Source organism: Natronocalculus amylovorans (genome assembly GCF_023638035.1).
GTDB classification, from domain to species: Archaea; Halobacteriota; Halobacteria; order Halobacteriales; family Haloferacaceae; genus Natronocalculus; species Natronocalculus amylovorans.
Genome location: NZ_JAKRVX010000005.1, coordinates 16,246 through 37,757 on the forward strand (window position 1 = coordinate 16,246; position 21,512 = coordinate 37,757).

23 protein-coding genes and 1 pseudogene are annotated in these 21,512 nt (G+C 51.6%); 15 read left to right on the top strand and 9 right to left on the bottom strand.

Annotation, left to right across the window (positions count from 1 at the left end; all coding sequences use genetic code 11):
• Positions 1-70 precede the first annotated feature (70 nt).
• The 3 genes from AArcSt2_RS12005 to AArcSt2_RS12015 all read left to right on the top strand — a co-directional run bounded on the left by AArcSt2_RS12005 (position 71) and on the right by AArcSt2_RS12015 (position 2,351).
• On the top strand, positions 71-1,180 hold the full coding sequence (locus AArcSt2_RS12005) for an OBG GTPase family GTP-binding protein (protein WP_174653185.1): 1,110 nt from the start codon (positions 71-73) through the stop codon (positions 1,178-1,180).
• Between the two features lie 30 nt (positions 1,181-1,210).
• Positions 1,211-1,672 (top strand): TIGR04206 family protein, encoded by a 462-nt coding sequence (locus tag AArcSt2_RS12010; RefSeq protein ID WP_250584937.1) that lies wholly within the window; start codon positions 1,211-1,213, stop codon positions 1,670-1,672.
• A 115-nt stretch (positions 1,673-1,787) separates the two neighbouring features.
• On the top strand, positions 1,788-2,351 hold the full coding sequence (locus AArcSt2_RS12015) for a DoxX family membrane protein (protein WP_250584939.1): 564 nt from the start codon (positions 1,788-1,790) through the stop codon (positions 2,349-2,351).
• A gap of 48 nt (positions 2,352-2,399) precedes the next feature.
• Here AArcSt2_RS12015 and AArcSt2_RS12020 read toward each other — a convergent pair whose 3' ends face one another.
• Positions 2,400-4,142 (bottom strand): sensor histidine kinase, encoded by a 1,743-nt coding sequence (locus AArcSt2_RS12020; protein ID WP_250584941.1) that lies wholly within the window; start codon positions 4,140-4,142, stop codon positions 2,400-2,402.
• Positions 4,143-4,221: 79 nt separating this feature from the next.
• A complete protein-coding gene (locus AArcSt2_RS12025; protein ID WP_174653181.1) occupies positions 4,222-5,664 on the bottom strand; it encodes an MATE family efflux transporter in 1,443 nt (480 codons plus the stop codon).
• A gap of 129 nt (positions 5,665-5,793) precedes the next feature.
• Here AArcSt2_RS12025 and AArcSt2_RS12030 point away from each other — a divergent pair, with 129 nt between their 5' ends.
• The 5 genes from AArcSt2_RS12030 to AArcSt2_RS12050 all read left to right on the top strand — a co-directional run bounded on the left by AArcSt2_RS12030 (position 5,794) and on the right by AArcSt2_RS12050 (position 10,336).
• Positions 5,794-7,020: an outer membrane protein assembly factor BamB family protein gene (locus AArcSt2_RS12030; RefSeq protein ID WP_250584943.1), complete on the top strand. Its 1,227-nt coding sequence runs from the start codon at positions 5,794-5,796 to the stop codon at positions 7,018-7,020.
• 133 nt (positions 7,021-7,153) lie between these two features.
• A complete protein-coding gene (locus AArcSt2_RS12035; protein ID WP_174653179.1) occupies positions 7,154-7,306 on the top strand; it encodes a hypothetical protein in 153 nt (50 codons plus the stop codon).
• Positions 7,303-7,695, top strand: coding sequence for a PIN domain-containing protein (locus AArcSt2_RS12040; RefSeq protein WP_174653178.1), 393 nt, complete (start codon positions 7,303-7,305; stop codon positions 7,693-7,695). The genes AArcSt2_RS12035 and AArcSt2_RS12040 overlap by 4 nt, the downstream gene beginning before the upstream one ends.
• Positions 7,696-7,766: 71 nt before the next feature.
• Entirely contained in the window at positions 7,767-8,558 is a 792-nt protein-coding gene (locus AArcSt2_RS12045; RefSeq protein WP_250584945.1) for a VOC family protein, read from the top strand.
• A gap of 173 nt (positions 8,559-8,731) precedes the next feature.
• On the top strand, positions 8,732-10,336 hold the full coding sequence (locus tag AArcSt2_RS12050) for a histidine kinase N-terminal 7TM domain-containing protein (protein WP_250584947.1): 1,605 nt from the start codon (positions 8,732-8,734) through the stop codon (positions 10,334-10,336).
• Between the two features lie 215 nt (positions 10,337-10,551).
• Here AArcSt2_RS12050 and AArcSt2_RS12055 read toward each other — a convergent pair whose 3' ends face one another.
• The 3 genes from AArcSt2_RS12055 to AArcSt2_RS12065 form a co-directional block, all read right to left on the bottom strand.
• Positions 10,552-10,980, bottom strand: coding sequence for a hypothetical protein (locus AArcSt2_RS12055; protein WP_250584949.1), 429 nt, complete (start codon positions 10,978-10,980; stop codon positions 10,552-10,554).
• A 462-nt stretch (positions 10,981-11,442) separates the two neighbouring features.
• Positions 11,443-11,643, bottom strand: coding sequence for a HalOD1 output domain-containing protein (locus tag AArcSt2_RS12060; RefSeq protein WP_250584951.1), 201 nt, complete (start codon positions 11,641-11,643; stop codon positions 11,443-11,445).
• Positions 11,644-11,877: 234 nt separating this feature from the next.
• Entirely contained in the window at positions 11,878-13,173 is a 1,296-nt protein-coding gene (locus AArcSt2_RS12065) for an RNA-guided endonuclease InsQ/TnpB family protein (protein ID WP_250584953.1), read from the bottom strand.
• A 222-nt stretch (positions 13,174-13,395) separates the two neighbouring features.
• Between AArcSt2_RS12065 and AArcSt2_RS12070 the strand changes: the two are divergent.
• A pseudogene (locus AArcSt2_RS12070) lies at positions 13,396-13,782 on the top strand (zinc ribbon domain-containing protein); the annotation flags it as partial.
• A gap of 63 nt (positions 13,783-13,845) precedes the next feature.
• On the opposite strand, the gene AArcSt2_RS12075 reads toward AArcSt2_RS12070, so the two are convergent.
• A complete protein-coding gene (locus AArcSt2_RS12075) occupies positions 13,846-14,400 on the bottom strand; it encodes a TATA-box-binding protein (protein ID WP_250584955.1) in 555 nt (184 codons plus the stop codon).
• Between the two features lie 168 nt (positions 14,401-14,568).
• Between AArcSt2_RS12075 and AArcSt2_RS12080 the strand changes: the two genes are divergently transcribed.
• A complete protein-coding gene (locus tag AArcSt2_RS12080; protein ID WP_250584957.1) occupies positions 14,569-15,348 on the top strand; it encodes a helix-turn-helix transcriptional regulator in 780 nt (259 codons plus the stop codon).
• A gap of 14 nt (positions 15,349-15,362) precedes the next feature.
• Here the strand turns inward: AArcSt2_RS12080 and AArcSt2_RS12085 are convergent, their stop codons facing one another.
• Entirely contained in the window at positions 15,363-15,623 is a 261-nt protein-coding gene (locus tag AArcSt2_RS12085) for a HalOD1 output domain-containing protein (protein WP_250584959.1), read from the bottom strand.
• A 122-nt stretch (positions 15,624-15,745) separates the two neighbouring features.
• Entirely contained in the window at positions 15,746-16,813 is a 1,068-nt protein-coding gene (locus AArcSt2_RS12090) for a 2,3-butanediol dehydrogenase (RefSeq protein WP_250584961.1), read from the bottom strand.
• A 125-nt stretch (positions 16,814-16,938) separates the two neighbouring features.
• Here AArcSt2_RS12090 and AArcSt2_RS12095 point away from each other — a divergent pair, with 125 nt between their 5' ends.
• From AArcSt2_RS12095 to AArcSt2_RS12110, 3 genes are all read left to right on the top strand, one after another.
• Entirely contained in the window at positions 16,939-17,115 is a 177-nt protein-coding gene (locus AArcSt2_RS12095) for a hypothetical protein (RefSeq protein WP_250584963.1), read from the top strand.
• A 111-nt stretch (positions 17,116-17,226) separates the two neighbouring features.
• A complete protein-coding gene (locus AArcSt2_RS12100; RefSeq protein ID WP_343233293.1) occupies positions 17,227-19,029 on the top strand; it encodes a 2-oxo acid dehydrogenase subunit E2 in 1,803 nt (600 codons plus the stop codon).
• A 130-nt stretch (positions 19,030-19,159) separates the two neighbouring features.
• Positions 19,160-19,726 (top strand): DoxX family protein, encoded by a 567-nt coding sequence (locus AArcSt2_RS12110; RefSeq protein WP_250584965.1) that lies wholly within the window; start codon positions 19,160-19,162, stop codon positions 19,724-19,726.
• Between the two features lie 40 nt (positions 19,727-19,766).
• Here AArcSt2_RS12110 and AArcSt2_RS12115 read toward each other — a convergent pair whose 3' ends face one another.
• Positions 19,767-20,195 carry a winged helix-turn-helix transcriptional regulator gene (locus AArcSt2_RS12115; RefSeq protein ID WP_250584967.1) on the bottom strand — a complete coding sequence of 143 codons (429 nt, stop codon included), beginning with the start codon at positions 20,193-20,195 and terminating at the stop codon, positions 19,767-19,769.
• A gap of 105 nt (positions 20,196-20,300) precedes the next feature.
• Between AArcSt2_RS12115 and AArcSt2_RS12120 the strand changes: the two genes are divergently transcribed.
• Positions 20,301-20,687 (top strand): DUF6069 family protein, encoded by a 387-nt coding sequence (locus tag AArcSt2_RS12120; RefSeq protein WP_250584969.1) that lies wholly within the window; start codon positions 20,301-20,303, stop codon positions 20,685-20,687.
• The gene (locus tag AArcSt2_RS12125) at positions 20,684-21,511 is read left to right on the top strand and encodes an NmrA family NAD(P)-binding protein (RefSeq protein ID WP_250584971.1); all 828 of its coding nucleotides are present in this window, start codon (positions 20,684-20,686) and stop codon (positions 21,509-21,511) included. The genes AArcSt2_RS12120 and AArcSt2_RS12125 overlap by 4 nt, the downstream gene beginning before the upstream one ends.
• The last annotated feature ends 1 nt before the right edge of the window (position 21,512 follow it).

The window sequence follows — 21,512 nt, forward strand, 5'->3', positions numbered from 1 at the left end:
CGTACACAGCGGACCAATACACCGGTGCGAAGGAACACCTTTTTCGACGCCGACGGCGGACACACGGATAATGGGACTGGAGGAGGAGATTGAAGCGATCGAAGATGAGATCGCCAGCACGCCCTACAATAAGTCGACAGAGGCCCATATTGGGCGACTGAAGGCGAAGCTCGCGGAAAAAAAGGAAAAGCTCGAAAACCAGTCCTCTGCCGGTGGTGGGACAGGATACGCGGTTGAAAAACACGGTGATGCGACGATTGCGCTGGTTGGGTTTCCAAGCGTTGGGAAGTCAACGCTCATTAACGCACTGACAAACGCTGAAAGCGAGACTGGCGAGTACGAGTTCACCACCCTTGATGTGAACCCGGGTATGTTGAAGCACAACGGAGCAAACATCCAAGTGCTTGACGTGCCGGGATTGATCGAAGGTGCAGCTGGTGGCCGTGGTGGCGGTAAAGAGGTGTTGTCCGTTGTTCGGACTGCTGACCTTGCTGTGTTTATGCTGTCTGTATTTGAGATCGAAAAATACGAGCGGCTCAAAGAGGAGCTGTATCTGAATAAGATCCGACTTGATACCGAGCCACCAAGCCTTCATATTACAAAGAAGCACAAAGGTGGAATCAACGTCAACAAGACGGATACGGTTGATCTTGATGAACAGACTATCAAGGACGTGCTCAACGAGTACGGCTATGTGAACGCCGAAGCAACCATTCGTGGAAATCCATCCATTGATGAGATTATTGATTCGCTGATGGATAATCGGGTCTACATCCCCTCGATCGTCGTTGCGAACAAAGCCGATCTTATTGATCACGACTACCTCCCAACAGTGCATGAAAATCTCAGAGAATACGGGCTTGATCCGGATGAAGTGACATTCATCTCTGCAGAGAAAGAGAAAGGGCTGGATGCACTCAAAGAACGGATTTGGGATTCGCTCGGGCTTGTCCGCGTCTATATGGACAAACCAGGTCGGGGTGTCGATTACGATGAGCCGCTTGTCCTGTTTGAGGGCGATACTATTGGCGATGCCTGCGAAAAGCTCGGTAAAGATCTGGAAGAACGGTTCCGGTTTGCTCGTGTCTCAGGGCCAAGTGCCAAACACGATGACCAGCAGGTCGGCAAAGAGCACGTTCTCGCGGATGAAGATGTCCTTCGGGTCATCACCCGGCGATAGGCAATAGTCAGTGTAGGCCATACAATAGCTATGTCCGATCGATCTGGGCCGATCGAACTTAGTGTCCTCATTTGTGGGTTCTTCGTTCCGTGGCTCGTGCTACAGAACGCACCAGGAGATGTCACTGCAGTCATGGCATGGGGGCTGGTCAACACAAATCCCTTCTCTGTATTTGATCTGAATGCGTATCTAAATGCAACGCAAGGGTTTGACTCGCTCCCACGAGCGTTACAGCTGTGGCCGATCGGTGCCGGATTCTATGTCGGCGCGATCGTGAGTGCTGCAAGCGGTGTCTTCCTCAAGCGTGAAGATCCCCGAGTAACCGGCAGTCTGCTTGTCCTTGCGACAATCGCTTCGCTGTGGCTGTGGTCTCGATTCGCATTCCAGACGATGATGAGTGCGATCCCGGTTGCACCGATCGTCTTTTTGTTTATTCTGTGGTGGTTCTACTGGCCAGTGCTTAAAAATGGCATGCCAGCCAGTCAGCCCTGACATATAAAACCCCCAAATGCAGGGGGAACAAACCATGACATATGCAGAAAACGGGAATCAGGGCGGGTTTATACGGGGTTCTCACCCGTTTGTCTATCTGTAGGAGGAACTCCCAATGTCCACGAAAGCTACCAACAAGTTCGAAAGCAGCCTCGCTGGAATTACCCTCGAAGGCGAGCCCCACTCGCTCTCAGCCTGGTTCGTTGTCACCCTCCGCCTCGTCATGGGTGGGATGATCCTCTTCGCTGGCCTCGATAAGTTCGCGTTCGTCAGCGGAGAAGCATTCAACGCAAGTGGCTATCTCGCAAACGTCGATCCAGCCAGCCCGGTCAGCGGCCTCTTCGGTGCCATGGCTGCAAGCCCGGTGCTCATGGAGTTGATTAACGTCATCGTCCCAGTTACCCAAGTCCTCATCGGCGTTGCACTCATCTTCGGCGGCTTCGTCAGACTCGCTGCCCTCGGTGGTGCCATGCAAATGTCGATGTTCTACCTCGGCGGCTGGGAAGGTGACATACTCGCAGCCTTTGACTCCACCCTCATCTACGCGATCGTCTTCCTCGCGATCGGCGCGTTCGCCGCAGGCCGAATCCTCGGCGCGGACAAATACATCGAACAGGTCGAAATCGGCGGCGAACCACTCATCGAGAAGTACCCGCGTGCACGGTACTTCCTCGGGTGAACGGACGCGAACTTTTTGAAGGCTGTTCGTATCAAGAGTACGAGCCAGTCACTCCGTTTTAATTTCAAATTGAGCACCGCCAGAGGAACTGGTTGTGGCTGTAACCGCCCACCCATGTGCGGTCACGAAATCTTGGACGATCGACAGCCCAAGACCGGTTCCGGACTGGTTAGTGCTGTACCCATACTCAAACAACTCTTCTTGGGAATCTGATGGAAGCCCATCGCCATCATCTGCAATATAGAATCCGATCGGCTCGGCGGACAAATTACTCACAAGCGTGCCAACGGTGACCGTCACCGGGCCGTCATTGTGATCGGTTACATTCCGAAACAGATTCTCGAAGATGTGTTGAAGAATGTCCGGGTTGGCGTCAATCATGTACGGGCCGGAAATCTCGATTGAAAGCGTTGCATCCGGTGTATCCGTGACCTCCCATGCAAGTTGGGCATGCGTCCGTAGGTCAACGCGTGCGAGTTCGGATTCAGCAATGGTTTCGCCAGCTTTTGTCAGCGTCAAGAGCCGATCGATTATCGTTCCCATCCGATTGTGGGCATCTTCAATCGTTGTGATATGGTTCAGATCACTCGTCTCTGCGAGCAGTTGTGTATATCCGCTTGCGATCGTTAACGGGTTTCGAAGATCGTGAGAGACAACGCCAGCAAAGCGCTCAAGCCGCTCATTCTGACGTCTGAGTGTCTGCTCGCGTTGTTTTAGTTGTGTCACGTTTTGCAGCACGATCAACGCTCCAACTGTTGCTCCTCGATTGTTCTCAATCGATGAACGGCGGAGATGAAAATATGCGGTCCCACCAGCAGTCTCTAGGGTGAGTTCTGCGCTGGTATCGGACTGTCGAACGTGTTCAATAAGGGAATCAAACGGTGTAAAAAACGTCTTGATCGACATCTGTTTTTGTTCACGCCCAAGAGAATCTGATTCGATACCAACAAGCGAACGCGCCGCAGGATTGCTATCGACGATATTGTCATCGGTATCAATGATAACGATCGGATCTGACATTGAGCGAATCGCCTGCTTACGGCCGATCGATCCAAGATCAAGGAGCCGGTACCGAAACACCGTCACTCCAAACGCAATTGCAGTAATACCCAACCCAATGTCTGTAAAATACTGGCCGATCGGGAGGAGCTGCAGCGCAATCAGGGATGCAAGTGCGATCGGCATTAAAAAAGCGATCGAGAGTGTGATTGTATGACCGAAATTGATAATTCTTCGATTTTGGTACAGATACCGTGTGAGAATAGCGGCTGCGATAACCTGGGCAAGAACTCCATACAGTGCTAATAGCTGAAAGATCAGGGTCACTTCTCGCTCAAGAATGAGATACTCAACCGACGTTATCCCGAAGACCGTGACGGTTCCTAAGGTGGTGACGTCGTGAACAGTGTAGAGAGCTGTTGGAGAAGCAAGGACGAGCGCAGTTGTGGCTGCAATCTGTATCCCAGCAAGTGAGACAGTCCATCTGTTGACCCACTGGTTGTTCCCAGAGTATATCAGCGCAAACCAAAGCAGCGTGTACAGCATCATCCAAATAAAGAATCCGTTCGAGAGATTGACGAGCAAAAGCTTTGTGTCTACATCTGAGACCAGCTGTTCGTAGAAAAGCACCGACTGAAATGCACAGATCGCAAACATGTATGCGCCAAACGAGAGGAGGATCCGTGTCTGTCGTTCACGGTAGTATCGCCGCAGCGCATACCCCCCGAGACAGAGCGTACAGAGAATAACAAAAAGTGTCACCCACAGCTTCAGTGGGGTCTGAGAGATCATCTGATACAGTCACCACACAATCGGTGAATAAAATTATTGGTATTGCGCTGATTTCCGCTTGCTCTCACCGGTGTGATCGCTAGTCGTCATCGGCTGCAGTATCCGGCCGGTATCCACGACTGATTGCTTTCCACTTGCCCGATCGGAATCGCCAGTAATTAATCGCGGCTGGCACACTTGTTTCAGCAACAAATGCGATGTAGAGCCCCCACAGTCCGATCGGGGTGAATGCGCCGATCGCTGCGAACACAATTGAGAGCCCCATTCCAAGCCCTTGGCTGACAAACGGAACGACCGTATCACCGCTTGCGTCAAGTGGCCCTGCTGCACCACTCGAGACACCCTGTAAAATCACCGCAATACAGGCAGCATACACCAATGTGACTGCGATCGGAATCTCTGGTGCGGTTGGGCTATCAACAAAGAGCCTGACAATCTGTTCTGCAAAGATTGCAATGAGAATTGCGGAGACGATGTAGGTAGAAACGGAAAATCGGATGATATCTCGGCCGTATGCCTCTGCTGTCTGTTCGTCGCTTTGGCCCAAACTCTGTCCAACGAGGCTTGAGGATGCAAGGCCGAATCCCCATCCAGGGGTGTTCATGATCCCCCAGATCCGGCGGGCGATCACAAATGCAGCCACGACATCTTGGCCAAAGACATCCAGAATGCGAAGCATTGGGAACTCCGCAACAGTCCAGACAAGATTGCGGCCCATGACCGGTAGTCCGATCGAGATGAGATCGCGGATAGTCTCCATATCAACGTATGCGCCGAACGGATCGATCTGTACCGGAAATTCGCCAATCCCAATGAGTCGCCCTCGTGAGAGTCCGATCGCAAATGCAGCCGTTACCAAGAGGTTCGACAGCACGGTCCCCATGGCTGCCCCCACAACCCCAAGTCCAAGCCCAAAGATGAGAACCGCATTGATCACAATGTTGGCGATCGCCCCACCAGCACGGATCAACATCGCAATATAGGAGTCATCGGCGCCGACCAACACCCGACTTCCAACAAGGTTGAGTCCTGCAAGCGGGACTGCAAGCCCAACGACTTGGAGATACGCCGCGCCAAGATCGATCGCCTCCGCATTCGAACTCAACAGCGAGATCAGTTCATGTGGAATGGTCCAAAAGACAACGACAACAGGGAGACTGATGATGATCACAAGGAGCGTACTCGATCGAACCGCAACGCCAAGCGACTCGTGTGCATCAGCGCCATATCGCTGTGAAACGAGTGCGATCGTTCCACCAGCAATACCGCCACCGATCGAAAATGCGAGCCCCCAGAACGGACCGGCAAATCCGACGCCTGCGATTGCCGCAGAGCCGACTGCAACGCCAACCATTGCGACATCGACCGCATTCTTTGACATCCGGGCAATGCCAGTAACGACACGCGGCCAGGCAAGCTCCGTTGTACGCTTTGCTCTGTGTGGGTCGATCAGCCCAAGCCGGCCAAGCGCAAGCCCAATATAGAGAATAACCAGCCGAACAGGATTGGGGACCCGAGACACTTCCGTGTTGTTTGTGGGCGACGTTTAAGGGCGTTCGTCAGGGGGCATCGATCGCCGGTTTGCATGCGTTGCGTTGACAGGAACCGAAGGCCGAAAACCTATGTCAGACGATCGAGTGAATACGACTAGATGCCCTCCTTCGATCGACGCACATTGTTGAAAACCGGTGGTGCTGTCAGTTTTGGTATTGGTATGTCAGGGTGTCTCGATCGCTTCGGTGACGATCGACATCGAAACACTGAGCCAGCCGATCGGCGCGTCACCCCGGATGAGAATCCAACTGACTGGCCCCGACCAACACGATCGCCAGCGAACAATCTTGTCTCTCCGGCTGCAACGCCGCCAAAAACGGAACCAACTGTCGAGTGGCAGGTGGACACACCAACAACCTGCGATCGGCTGGTGATTGTTGATAAGACAATCGTTGCAAGTACAGCCGAATCAGTCCATGCCGTTTCGCTCACAGACGGGACCGAGCAGTGGCGTGTTGATGAGGGAGGGCGAGTTGTGAATGCGATCGCGGGGCGATGTTACGTGATTCGGGCGGAGACAGTTGTCGCCCTCACTGTGGAGACGGGAGAGACAATCTGGGAGCACGAATTCGATCGGTGGGCAATCGATCTGATAGAGCTAGATGGAACCGTATACGTCACGACGGATGAGGGACTGTTTGGACTCCACGCAGACAGCGGTGAGAAGCGGTGGCATGTAGATAGTGATGGACGCGAGGGCTTTCTTGCGGTTAGTGATGGGGATCTGCAGTGGGCGAACGATCGACAGTACACTATTTTTGCTGTGGATGGAGCACACGAACCAACGATCGACCAGCAGTATTCGCTTTCGACGGAGACGAGCACCATTCGCCCAAACGCACCAACAGTTGTGGACGGGACGATCGCGATCGGTGGTGCGGATATAAATTTTGGTGCTGAGACTCCAGTTCGTGTGATCGATCGAGATGTCGTCTACAGCCGGGTCTTTGAGCCATACATGCTCACACCGGCAATTGTGGATGATCGAATTCTTATTGCAGGCTATGACAATCGATCGGGTGCGATGGAGACCAGTACCGTTGCGGCGTGTAGCCACGATCTTGATGAACGTCTCTGGGAGACAACAGTTGATGAACCGATCGGGGCACCAGCAGTTGCAGATGGCGTGATCTATACTGGCGGTGGCTATCCAGCGCAGTCCGGCGATCGGCGTGGGAAGCTGTATGCGCTGACCGTGGATACTGGTGAGGTGTTGTGGGAGATTGAGACTGCAGGCGCGAATGCCGGCCATCCGTTGGCATTGGTTGGTGAGTCGATCGTGGTTGGATCACACGACGGCATTTCGATGTTGTCTCCAGCGTAGTCGATCCCCGATCTCTTACAGGCCAATCAATTTCGTGGATGGCGAGCCAGTATATTGAATAAGCACCAAACGATTAGTCTCATGTATATAATATGACCAGTAGCCTTTTGTGGACTGGTGGGCAACTTTGTCTATGAGCCTCACTTCGGATGACTTCGAAGAGTTTGTTTCTTCAGATCCCGACGATGACGAAACGATCCCGCTCGGTCAGGCACTATCCGAGCTGGGCCTCGACGTAGAGATTGACTCCGTTGAAGCCGTTCGTGATGTCCGCGAACGGATATGAGTGTTCTTTTTGATACCAACGTCCTCGTCGCGGCACTGACTCTGGACACCGATCGGTCCGAAACAGCTATTGAACTGCTTGATCAAACCGACGAGCCGCTTGTATCGGTTCTCAGCTTAATGGAGTTGCGAAGCGTGCTGAGCAAAAAGAAGCGATTCGAACGGAATCGTATTGATTCCATTGAGCACCGTATCACTTCCCGGATGACTGTGACGTTTCCTGACGCTTCAGACATGATGGCAGCGAACCGCCTACAGTCAGAGACCCTGCTGTATCCGATGGATGCAATGATTCTTTCGGCAGCCGATGCTGCCGATGCCACACTCGCTTCGTTTGATGCTGAATTACTAGAGCAAGGGGCAAAATCACCGAAACAACTGTTAGATTGAGTCATTTGATTCCGGCGATCGGTTGGGTGTGTCAATACGTTTTTGCGGTGGGGAACCAATAGATAGAACGCATGACTGGAATTCTTGATCACACGATGATTCGCGTCTCGGACCTTGAGGAATCCCTTGAGTGGTATGAGACCAACCTGCAGTACGAAGAGAAAGATCGGTATGAGGGCGATGGCTTCACGATCGTCTACATGGGGCCGGAGAATATGCACGAAGAGGGTGCGTACCTCGAACTCACCCACAACGAGGGTGGCGACGAACTCGAAGTCGGCGACGCGTGGGGCCACATTGCGGTTCGCGTGCCCGAAGATGAGCTACAGTCATCGTACGATGAGCTGATGGACAACGGTGTCGACGATTATCGTGATCCGGAATCCTGTGGCAACCGCTATGCGTTTGTCAAAGATCCGGATGGCCACGAGATCGAGATTGTCAAACGCGACTTTGGCGAGAAATGGAGTATCGACCACACCATGATCCGCGTCGAAGATGCCGATGAGGCGCTTGGATACTGGGTCCGAAAGTTCGACTACGTAGACGTTGGTCGCTGGGAAGCAGACTCCTTTGCAAACTTCTTCCTTGAGCCCGAAGACGCATCGAAAGAGGCAATGAGTCTTGAACTCACCTACAACTACGACGGCCGTGAGTACACGCTCGGCGATGCATGGGGCCATCTCTGTATCCGTGTTGACGATCTCCAAGAAGACTGGGAGAACCTCATGCTCAGAGAAGCACCGGAGTACCGAGATCCGGAATCCTGTGACAATATGTACGCCTTCACGAAGGATCCAGACGGACACGAGATTGAACTGATCGAGCGAGACCCAGACGCTGAGTCGCTCTTCCCGTTCTGATCTTCGATCATTGACATCCTCCTGCGCCTTTAGGCGCAGGTATTCTCCTTGATTCTGTATAAACACGATCGGAGAAATATAACGCTGTTTGCTTCGAGAAATTAATTCGCGAGGTATAATATCGAATAATATATCTGTATATTTGACAAACTAGCCGTTAAATAGACTCATAAATGTCCTGGGACATAACGCCATACACGTTTATTCTTTTTATTGCTGCTGTAACCTCGTTTTTGTGGGCTGCATACGGCGGCTACGTTATACGAAAACATGGTCGAAAACGGTATCTGATTGCATTTGTTATTATGACTCTCTCGGGGACATTTTGGGCCATACTGTACGCAATCCAGCTTGCGAGCCCAACGCTCGAAGGAAAGTTTCTCGCCTACCGGATCATGCACATTGGATCACTTATTACGCCGCCAGCTTGGCTCATTTTTGCACTGGCGTACACTGGCCGTGAGTCCTGGCTCACGAAAAAGACGATCGCAGCAATCTCTTTCATTCCGTTTGCACTGCTTGTTTCGATTCCGACAAATCCGTATCAGCTTGCCTTCACAGATGTCTATATTGAATTCAATGTTGCACAGGCTGTTCTTGTAACTGAAAATGGGCCACTCTATCTGATGCATCTCACGTATTCGTATATCATTATTTTCATTGGAGTGATTCTGCTTCTCATCTATGCAGTACGATCTCCTTCGATCGTACGTCGTCAAGCGATTTTGCTCACAGTTGGTGCCGTGGTTCCGACGGTAATTAATATAATACATCTGCTTAATGTCCCGCCGCTCGGTAGCGCGGTTCAGATAAATCTCACACCAATCTCACTTGCATTCTCTTCGGTTTTCTTTGGGATCGCAATTTTCAGATATCGAGCCTTGGATCTCCGACCGATCGCATCAGAGGTCGTTATTTCACAAATGGGAGACGGCGTTATTGTCATCGATCAGAATGAGACCGTTGTTGAAATAAATCCTGCAGCAAAGCGACTCTTTGGTGTGGATGATGTTGCGATCGGATCAGATATTCAGACGATTATCGATGCATATCCCAAACTTCGAGCAGCAACAGAAGAAGATCCACATCTTATTTCTGTGGCAAATGATACCGGTATGAAGCTACTCCAGCTCACCCGATCATCGTTGTCTATTGACACCGTCACTGTTGGTTGGGTGATTCTCTGCAGAGACGTTACTGTCCAAGAAGAACAGCGTCGTGAACTTGCGGCACAAAACGAACAGTTGGATGCGTTCGCATCGAGTATTTCACATGATCTCCAAACACCACTGTCAGTAATTAGCGGCTATGCGACACTCGCAGAGGAAACTGGAGATCCAACACATTTCGAAACTATTCGGAAGACAGTAACAGAGATCGAAACGTTCAGAGATGAGTTATTAGCACTTGCAAAACAGGGACAAACTGTCACTGACCCGACTCCGGTTCAACTAGCGGATGTTGTTGCAGAAGCGGCCGATCGAATTGCAACAGATAGTCTCACAATCGTTAATCATGCAGACGCAGTCGTGCTCGCGGACCGTTTGCGACTCCAACAGGTAATTGATAATCTACTCCGTAATGCCCGCGATCACAGTACTGGACCAGTTATCGTCACGGTCCGAACAACAGCGACCGGGTTTGTCGTTGAAGATGATGGCCCCGGCGTGCCAGAATCAATACGAGAGTCGCTGTTTGACGTGGGTGTCACAACACACAGCGGTGGCAGTGGATTTGGATTGGGGATTGTGCGCAGGATTGTGGAGGCACACGGTTGATCGATTAGCGTCACGGAGCGTGACGGTGGCGGTGCGCGATTTACGATAGAAGGTGTTTCTTTCGCCGAGGCACCAGCCAACCAGTCGTAGACAAGGACCTTCCGACTGGAAATTCAATCTCCAATATATTTCGATACAGTAATCGACCGCTATGCGTTTGTCAAACTCGCTCCCCGGTGTGTGAGTATACTGGACCACAACAGACTGGGGCTCTCTCAATTTCCGTTCAACTGTTTTAGTATTGATTTGGATGCAGCGATGGCATAGCAACCACCAAGTATGCGTGCGATCGTAATGAACAACGGCTTCCAAACAACATCGCCACTGTGGGTGTATGCAACCTTTATTCCAGTCTTGAGATACTGTTTCGGGAACAAGAACGCAAGTATTCCTGCCACTCCCGTCCCGAACAGAAGGCCACGATACAGTATCCCTCCGGTGAGGCTAGCGAATATAAAAACGACCCCCTTGGCTCTAATTGCTGGTGACAGCCACGTCTTTGGCGAACTCTCACCACGGTCTGCAAATGCAACCTGCTCATACCACTCGATGACCCGGTTGGGAAACAGTGCAAGTATCACACCAAGAATACCGAACGATCGTCGTAGCATACATCCACCGACGCGCTCGGAGAGAATTAACATACGTGGTGGTTCCTGCTGGGTGAGAAATGTATCAGTCGCGGCCTTCTCTCTGATCATTTATCGGCGGTCAAGGATAATACCCCGAGGCTTGAGGTCGGGGATGAATCCGACAACTCGGATATAAACCACTAAATGCAAAAAACTCGAAAGGGGAATCGTGACGGTAGCACTCATTGACCGTGGTCTGCTGGACAATAACACGTCCGACTATAGTTGATTTCGCCGCCGGCATCAAATAGGAGTGGGAGACTCCGAATCCACGCCTGTGGAGACTGGAACCCCTGTGTCTGCTGTGGATACAAGTTCCGTCGCAGAAACAGGAAATCCACGCTGTGAGGCTGGAAACCCCGACCCTTGAGGTCGGGGTTCTTCACATCTGCGTGAGACTGCCGGCAGACACTGCTTCATCTTGATTTTGAGGGCGGAAGCCCACGACTTTAGTCGTTGGTCACTGACAGAAAGCTACTGCACTGTGATTTCGGTATTGGAGACTACAACGGTGTATCGAACGTACTCAAACTCAACACGGGTTGCTCCTGTTTCAACGACCCGTGCAAGCGCATCAGTGTCGATCGAATAGTGCAGCGGTGGCAGGTCTGTTGGCTCAACATTCTCGTTTGCAGCAACCGTTTCAACAATTGTTGTAGCGATATTTTCTGTCATTCGATAGATCAGATGTGAGTGTGTGATGGCGAAAAACAACGATGCAACGAGGTGAAAAACGACTGTGTCGTGGTATTTATTGTCATATTTTAACTAACTACTGAAACGTAGTACCCCACATTAATATTTCAACGTGGAGAGCATCAGTACCCGTGTATATTTCAGCTTATAACTTCGCTAACAAGAATATTATGATTGTGAGTCTCACTCAAATAATATACAGCGCTAAGTGAATTACCACGGGTCACCTGACCCGTGGCTTCCTGTTTCAACGACGCGCTTTGCAGGCACGACACGAAACGACGAATTGTCGTTCACGTCCGCACCCGTAGGGAGCGCAGTCTCCGCAGGCGTTGATTCGGCCTCTCCCAGACCTACTATCGCATCCACATCGTACTCGATACCTAGTTTGTCTAACCCGAGTTTCAGGATGTTATATGAAGCGTTCTCGTCCCGGTCAGTCTCGAACCCACAACTCGGACACGAGTGTTCCCGAACCCAGAGTGCTTTGTTGGACTCACCGTCACAACGAGCACATCGCTTCGTCGTCCCCTCAGGTGGGACGGTCACGACGTGACAACCGTTCTTATCGCCGTGACGCTTGAACGTCTTGATGGCGTCACTCCACGACATCGACGCTATGTTCCGCCCATTCGAGTCCTGTTTGAGCATCTCGCGGACGTTGAGTTTCTCCAAGAACACCGCGTCGTACTGCGTCGTGTACGAGCCAGCGAGTTTCTCAATGCAGTCCTTACGCTTGTTCGAAAGTGTCTCGTATGCTTCCGCAAGTTTCACTCGTGCGTTCTCCCAGTTCGCAGAGTCGTGTTCCTTTCGAGACAACGCTCGGTGACGTTTCTCGATTCGCTCACGGTCTTCAGACTCGTCCAACGGCGTAACCGCAGTACCGTCTGAATCGTGCGTGAACTTGAGGATACCGAGATCAATACCAACAGTATCTTCAAGTTGGATATTTTTGACGGCTGGTTTATCGGGGTATTCTGGGTTGTGGTCAACGACGACCGAAGCGTACCATTTTCCCGATTTTTCTTCCTTAAGACGAACTTCTTTGATGGTTCCATCTTCAGGAATTGGGCGATGGTAGTCAACGTCCATTGTTCCGAGTTTCGAGAGTTCGAGTGTGGCGTGTTCGGTTCGGCCCGTGTTACTATCCACGTCAAAGCCAGACTGATTGAACACGATACTGCGGAACTCTCGGGGTGATTTCCACTTGAGTCTCCCCACTTTGTAGCCGTTGGATTTGAGTGACTTGAGAACGCTGAGGCTTGAGAAGATGCGTCGGACGGCCATCTGCAAGCACTTCGAATTCACCGTTTTCCACGAGTTCCACTTGCGTTTCCACGCAGGGAGTTTGTTCTGGAGGCGAGTGTACGTCGGCTTCTCGCCGTCAGGAGCAGAGTCGTAGCGTCCGAGTGCGTGGTTGTACACCTCCCGACAAATGTTGATGTGTCTGCGGGCCTCACTCGCGACATCTTCAGTCGGGTATACGCGGTATTTGAACGTCTGCTCCACTACCGATATGTTGGGGGCGTACAACTTGAAGATTCGGTTCAGGTCGGGCGATTGTCGCATTCATCCCCGGGTGCGGTGACCCGGAGAATTCTGCTTGTCACCGTTTTAAACAGCGAGAGAATCCCACCGTTTACGGCGTCCTCAGAACGCAAGCGTTCTGACGGGCATCGCAAACCGAAGGTTTGCTCAACGGGCGTGAATCGCGTCATTCGACTACGAAATCCACTGTTCGATCGCATCTACCAGTATCTCGCATACAAAGGCGAGATACGTGGCGTTGAGGTGTTGAAGAAGAACGAGTGGGACACCTCGAAGACGTGTTCGGCGTGTGGCGATGACACGAAGTCGAACCGTGTTGAACGTGGCTTGTACGTTTGTTCGTCGTGCGATCTGGTCGGGAACGCGGATTGCAACGGGGCGGAGAACATGCGAAAGAAAATAACTCCGAGCCCTCACGGTGAAGATAGGAGTAACGGCTGTGTGGTGGTTCGAGAGATGGAATCTCTCGTCATCACGAAAATCTTCGATTTTCGAACGACACAGCCATCGACATACTTGTTCGACCGCGAGAGCGGGACGTTTCGGACGAGAGAACAAGTCGTGTCGTAGACCGTCAAATATCCCAACTTGCGGTACGGGAAGCCCCGGAGTTTACGCCGGGGAGGATGTCACTCAGAGCAGTCCTAGGTCTGAGACGCGCTCGGCAACGACTTCCACACCTTCAACAGCCTCCTCATATGTCTTTGCACCGGTAATAACGAGCTTTCCGGATCCAAAGAGGAGGATCACAACGGATGGATCGTCAAGTCGGTAGACGAGCCCCGGGAACTGTTCTGGCTCATACTCAACAGATTCGAGTCCAAGGCCGATCGCAAGCGCGTTGAGATTGAGCGCTTCACCTAAATCAGCACCAGACACGATATTTTGGATTGTAATATCGGGTTCTTCAGGAACGGGGATTCCGAGTTCGCTGAGTTCACCAAACACAATGGTAATTGCCTCGGTGAGGAGATCAACACTTTGAGATCCGGTACAGACAATCTTCCCCGATCGGAAGATGAGTGTTGTCGCTTTTGGATCCTGCAAGCGGTAGATGAGGCCCGGGAAGTTATCCGGGTTATAATCCGATCCTTCGAGGTCCTTTGCTAACTGCTCAAGCGCAAGCTCTTGGTCAATACCGGTCGATCCAACCACATTTTGTATCTTCACCGTGTCACGATAGCTCATTGTAGAATATCCAATACACATCTATTATTTATAAGCATCATAAGTGTACGGTTTGAGGGTGTCCAATCCACGGCAAAATCATGTTACTTCATGACATGGTTTACATATTCGAAGATGCAATTTCTTCTAGCAGAAACTATATGATTCCTCAAAAATAGTTACAAGTCTATGGACTATGGGTCAGAGCACAGCATCGACCCCAAAGAGTTACTCAATTTCATCCGTAGGGCCGCTGTGTTTGAAGCATTTGAGGACAAACAGCAGCTAAACAAACGCGACCTTGCGGATCATATTGATGTCTCACGCCCCACCAGTCATCGTATCCTTACTGCGTTTGAGGCGTCCGAAATCGTCAGTAAACAGGATGGTGGATATGAGCTTACTCCGTTTGGAGAAATCGTCGGCACGTCCACACGATCATACTATGATGACATCTCAATCGCAGTTGCACTGAAACCACTCTTGAACACACTGCCAGCGGAAATCAATCTGAACTACCAACATTTCACTGATGCAACAGTGACGAAAGCGACGTATGACGATCCATTCCGTCCAATGAATCGGTTTATTGAGCTGTTCACTGGTGCAAACGCAATTCGTGGGTTTAATAAAAGCTTTCTTGAGCCAATGTATGTCGAACTAGCCTATGAGCAGATTCTTGATGGAATGAAGACTGAGATTATTTATGATCCAGGTGTTGTCGAGCTAATCCTCGCGGAGTACAACCATATCGCAACGACATCATTTGAGCAAGACTGTGTTACTGCATATATTCATGATGAGCTCCCACTCGCGTTAGCACTCTTCGAGGACCGAATTGGGCTTGGTGTTCACACAGAAGCGATGGGAACCCCAATTTCGTGGATCGATACAGACAATCCGGACGCAATTGCATGGGGGAACGATCTATTCGATCGATACAAAAATGAAGCCACACCGCTCCAATAGCATCAGTAGTACATTCATTTCGGCCGCAGTGTTAGTGTCCGATCGCTGCGGACCGTAATTTCGTAACCGCTGTAGGAAAACACAACCGCATATGGGCTCTCTGTTGTTTCTGTCCCCTCAAACAACCAGTCCAAAAAGTCAGTGTCAACGGCTTCTGCCAAGGGTTGCAGGTCAGATTCGCGCACCCCTTTGATCGAGGCCACGGTTTCAACGACCCCGACTGTTGCACTCACTGGAGGTGCGATCTTGTGTTGGTTTGTTACTGGCGGTTGCATTGGCAGCCATATATCACTGTGTAAGTAAATAAACTGTGTGATGCAGTTGACACATAGAGTATGTGACTCCCGATTCGATCACGTGAGGCTGCACGCAGTTTTATGCGGGTTGGTGGCTGAGATCACGGTTTGACAAATATTTTCACTTGGTCGCTTGAGTCATCCAACAACGATTCAAATCCACGATCGACAATATCTCCCAGTGGAATTCGATCGGTAATAAACGGATCCGGATCGAGCGTTCCGTCTGCAAGCATGTCAATGACCATTCCATACTCTTCGCCTGCTCGAGGGCCACCGAGGTATGCAAGCGTTCCTGTGATCGTTCGCTCTCCAAGAACGACGTTATTAGGGTGCATGCTCACGGTCTCCTCCCAGATACTCACAACGGTTACAGTCCCGCTTGGCCGTGTACTCTCAAGTGCCGCATTGAATGTCGGCTCAATCCCTGCAACCTCGAACGAGACATCAACCCCGCCACCACTTGCCTCAACAATCTCCGCCGTCGCATCAACTGCTGTTGGGTCAATCAATACGTCCGCACCGCTGTTTTCGGCGCGATCGCGTCGCGCTGCACGTGGCTCGGAGACGTAAATGGTCCCTGCACCAGCCGCACGAGCTGCTTGAATCACAGAGAGACCGATCGGACCGCTACCGAAGACAGCAACGGAATCACCGGCTTGCAGCTTTGAGCGCCGAACTGCATGAAGTCCAACGGCGAGCGGTTCAACAAGCGCGCCAAACTCGGTGTCAAGGTCACCGATCGGCACTGCATGGACCGCATCGACGACTGACTCTTCGGCAAAGCCGCCATCTCCACCGGAGAGTCCAAGGAAACCGATCGAATCGCAGATGTGGTAGTTGCCAGCGACGCACTGTCGACACTCCCCACAGCAAAGAATCGGATTGATTGCAACCGCATCACCCTCATGCAAGTCCGAAACCTCATCTCCGACCTCTGTAATCACGCCACTGAACTCGTGACCCATCGTAATCGGCGCAATATCACCTGAGATCGGATGTGGGTCGCCTTCTGGAATAAAAATTGGACCTGCAGCATATTCGTGGAGGTCCGAACCACAGATACCGCAGGTATCGACGTCGATTCGAACCTGCCCGGTTCCGACGTCTTTTGTGTCTTGTTCTTCAATACGAATGTCGCGCTGGCCGTACCATCGTGCTACTTCCATACATGATATTCGTCAACAATGCTCTTGGTCGTATGTACGAGTTAGATACACACAGTAGTCGATTACTCCATCACTGGTATTGGAGTCGGCGAATGGTTTGTATACATACAGATCGAAAACCAGCTATGGGTACAATGAAAGACCACCTCGCAAACGGAATTATTTCGCTCGCGCTTAGTCTCGTGATCACTGCGGTTACGGCAAAGCGTGAGGATGGACCATGGAACAAAAAAGAGTTGCTTGTTGCAGTCGGGATCTCCTCATTTCTGTCTGGCTTTTTCACCAGTTACTACGCGAAGTGACGCACCTCGTTTTTCCCAATCCTTGCGTCCGCAGTATAGTACTAGTTACAGAGATATACACTCACGGTAACTAGCCACATGATCTATAACGATCGAAAATGAGTGTTATTCATGGCATATGTTGTCAAGATTCCAAAGCTTGGGTTGGAGATGGATTCAGGAACCGTTGTCGCATGGCTTGTTGCGGAGGGCGGTACAGTAACAAAAGATGAGCCGATCGCAGAGATTGAATCCGAAAAGACAACTGCTGAGGTTGATGCACGGGAAGATGGTGTTCTCCGGGAGGTTATTCTACAGGAAGGGGACAGTGCCCCGCCGGGTGATCCGATGGCGATCGTCGCCGGTGAAGACGAAGACATCAGTGATCTCCTCGCGTCAGTCGACACCGATGAGCCAGCCGCTCCCGAACCGGAAACGAAAACAGCCGATGCACCTGCTGCAGAAACAACTGCAACAGCACAGTCACAAACAACGAGTGTGAAAGCATCGCCACGGGCGAAAAAACGCGCCGAAGAGCTTGGTGTGGATCTCACAACGGTCTCAGGATCTGGCCCTGGTGGCGCAATCACGGAAGAAGATGTTGAATCCGCAGGCCCGACACCGACAGAAGACATCAAAGCCTCCCCACGCGCAAAGAAACGAGCAGAAGAGCTTGGTGTGGATCTCGCCACCGTCTCTGGTAGCGGCCCCGGCGGCGCGATCACAGAAGAAGACGTTGAGTCACATACAGACGCTACCACAACAACGTCTGATGGCCGAACGATCGCCGAAGAGCGGCCACTGGATGGGATGCGCAGAACGATTAGCTCCAGACTGGGTGAGAGCTACCAAAACGCAGTCCACGTCACCGAGCACCGAACTGCAGGTGCTGCTGAACTCAAGCGTGCAGCTAACGCAGCAACCGCAGTTACTGGAGAAAAAGTGTCTGTGACGGACATCTTGCTCACGACACTCTCGGAAGCGTTGGGTGAGCATCCGGAATTTAATGCAACATTCGAAGATGATGTCCATTACCTGTACAACGAGCGAAACATCTGTCTCGCTGTTGATGTGGATGATGGTCTTATTACACCAGTCATTCGCAACGTTGACGAGCTTTCGATCGACGAACTTGCCACAAAACGTGGACAGATGACAGAGAAGGCGCTCTCAGGAAGCTACTCAATGGACGACCTCACTGGCGGCACGTTCACTGTATCCAACCTTGGACTGCTTGGTGTCGAATCGTTTGATCCAATTATCAACCCACCACAGGTAGCAATTTTAGGGGTAAACGCAATGGGCGATCGGCCAGTCGCACAGGATGGCGCAGTTGCGATCAAAACGGTCCTCCCGCTTGATCTCTCGTTTGATCACCGTGTTGTGGATGGTGCAGACGCCGCCCGGTTCCTCACCACGTTGGTTGGCCATATTGAGAATCCATGGCCGCTGCTCGATGGTGTGCGTCCGAGTGATGCACCAACCAGTACTGAATCCCCTCCGACGACACCAGTCGAAAGTGAAGACAAAGCCCTGCCACACCAACAGGCCACTGCAACGCTTACTTCGGACCTTTCGGGGACGATCGACGCCGGTGACTATGCGTGGCCGTTTGATGTCACACCCGAGTTTGGTGGTGGCAGACACCCAACGCCTGTAGACTATTTCACGGGCGCGTTATCTGCCTGTCTCTCCGCAAGCATTGGTATTCAAGCGGAGATGCGCGATGTGTCGTTTAATACAGTTGAAGTCAACTCGACGAGCGCACCTGAGGGTGGCTCGGTTGAGTCGATTGAGATCGATATTACGCTCAAAGGCGTCTCCGATACGGATACAAGTACGATCGATCGGATTGTTACCGCTGGTGAGCGAACCTGCCATATTGCAGAGCTGCTTCGAGATGATGTTGACGTCTCGATCGATTGGACCGCGTAGTTGCATTCCCAACGGTACTTAAACACCCCTGATATTGGGGATAAATTTCGTGACATACCCACGTGCTGAGAAACGGATATTGGTTATATGGGGGTCTCAGCCATCTGTACTATCATAGGAGAGACTCACGATGTCAACTACAAACAACAACCGACTCGAAAGCCGTCTTGCTGGAATTACCCTCGAAGGTGAACCACACTCGCTCTCGGCATGGTTTGTCGTTGCGCTCAGACTCGTCATGGGTGGAATGATACTCTTTGCCGGCCTCGGTAAATTCGCCTTTATCAGCGGCGAATCGTTCAACGCCTCGGGCTACCTTGTCCACGGTGTTGACGCTGCAAGCCCTGTCAGCGGGCTCTACGCTGCCATGGCCGCAAGCCCCGCGCTCATGGAAATTGTAAACGTCATGATCCCTGTCACGCAGGTGCTCATCGGTGTTGCACTCCTTGTCGGCGGCTTCGTCCGACTCGCCGCCCTCGGGGGCGCACTTCAGATGTTCTCGTTCTACCTCGGCGGCTGGGAAGGAGACATTCTTGCGGCCTTCGACTCGACTCTCATCTACGCAATCATCTTCCTCGCGATCGCAGCGTTCGGTGCAGGTCGAATCCTCGGAGCAGACAAATACATCGAACAGCTCGAAATCAGCGGCGAACCGCTGGTAGAGAAATACCCGAAAATGCAGTACCTCCTCGGCTGAGCGTACTGACTTACACACTGACCGTCTTTTTGATTATTCTTTAGTGCGTATTTTCACCGTCTTTTGAAGCGTCCAGTTCATGTTCGATCGCCCAGATGTGAACATACCCAAACACGGGAAACAACGCCTCTGCCTTCGGTGTCGGGCGATACTCCACGCGCGGTGGTACCTCATCGTACTTCGTCCGAGATAGGAGCCCAGCAGCCACAAATTCCTGCAGTCGCACCGAAAGCGTATTTGCGACAATCTCAAGCGCAGACTCAATCTCTGAAAAGCGAAGTGGCTTATCAGCAAATGCAAATAGAGACAGGATCTCCATTGCGTGTGCCTTCCCAAGAAGATCAAATAGCTCTGTAACTGTCGTTTCGACCTGTTCTTGCTCCCTTGATGAGAGGCTTTCTCGAAGCGAGCGTGCGTCATGGACAGTGACGATCGAATTGAAAGCCTCAAGCATAGCGGCTCGATCCATACGTCTACTTTTGCAATCGCATCTTATGAATTTACTCAATAGAAGCCTATTACTTCGAAACTTCGAAGTTGCAAGTATAACAGTGTTGTCTCCGTAGTGTTAATTATGCAACGAAATTCCCTCGTTCGTCGTGGTGCAACGGTGGTCATCACTGCGATTATTGTCAATGTAGCCATGCTCGCTACCGCGCTCGTCATATTTGGGGCCGGAGGGTTCGATCCATTTAGTGTTGCCCCGGTTGCGATCGCCACTGGAGTCGGGGCAGTAGGTGGTGTCGTGGTCTATGCGGGGTGTCAGCGGCTCTTTGGAGCTGCGGCCGATCGATGGTTTATGGTAATTGCAGTCGTGGCTGCAGTTCTATCGCTCATCACGCTCCAACAAGCTGCAACATTCCCGGGAGCAACCACTCCAAGACTTGCGGTGTTGGGGCTCATGCATCTACTCACCGCTGCAGTTGTGATTGGCGGACTTGTCGACTGGGAGCATGTATGATCCTTGTTACTGGTGCAACTGGAACTGTGGGTTCTGCAGTCTGCGAACGCCTCAAAGCCGAGTCGGAACCCGTTCGTGCAGCGGTTCGTTCACCGGAGCACTACGACGGGCCTGCGACCGATGTTGTCCGGTTCGATTTCACTGATCCAACCACGTATCGAGCAGCGTTTAAAGATGTTTCAGCAGTATTTCTTGTCCGGCCACCGGCAATTTCTCGGGTTCAACGTGATATTATTCCTGCACTTGCAGGGGCAGTGAGTGCTGGCGTCACGCACATCGTCTTCCTCTCAGTCATCGGTGCGGAACGTAATCCATTGATCCCACATGCTCGTATTGAATCGTGGCTCTCGGCTGTAGAGATCTCCACAACGTTCCTCCGAGCGTCATTTTTCATGCAAAATCTCTCAACAACACACCGTGAAGAGATTGCAAATGGGACACTCTCAGTCCCAGCTGGGGCCGGAAAAACGAGCGTTGTTGATGCACGTGATGTCGCCGCAGCTGCAGCAAAATCATTCGTCGATGGCATAACTGGCGCGTTTGATCTAACGGGCCCAACTGCAGTCGATTATGAAACGGTTTGTGAGTTGCTCTCTGCTGAGCTACCCCACACCGTAACCTATCACAACATCTCAATTCCGCGGTTTATCATCCGACAAGCCCGCTCACAACCCATCCTGAAAGCGATCGTGATGACCGGTATCTATACAACCGCCCGTTTTGGGCTGGCCGATCGAGTGAGTAGCGATCTCCAACATCATTTTGATCAAGAGCCAACGCCCCTCTCGACATTTATCACTGACTACCAAAGTGCATGGTCGTAGC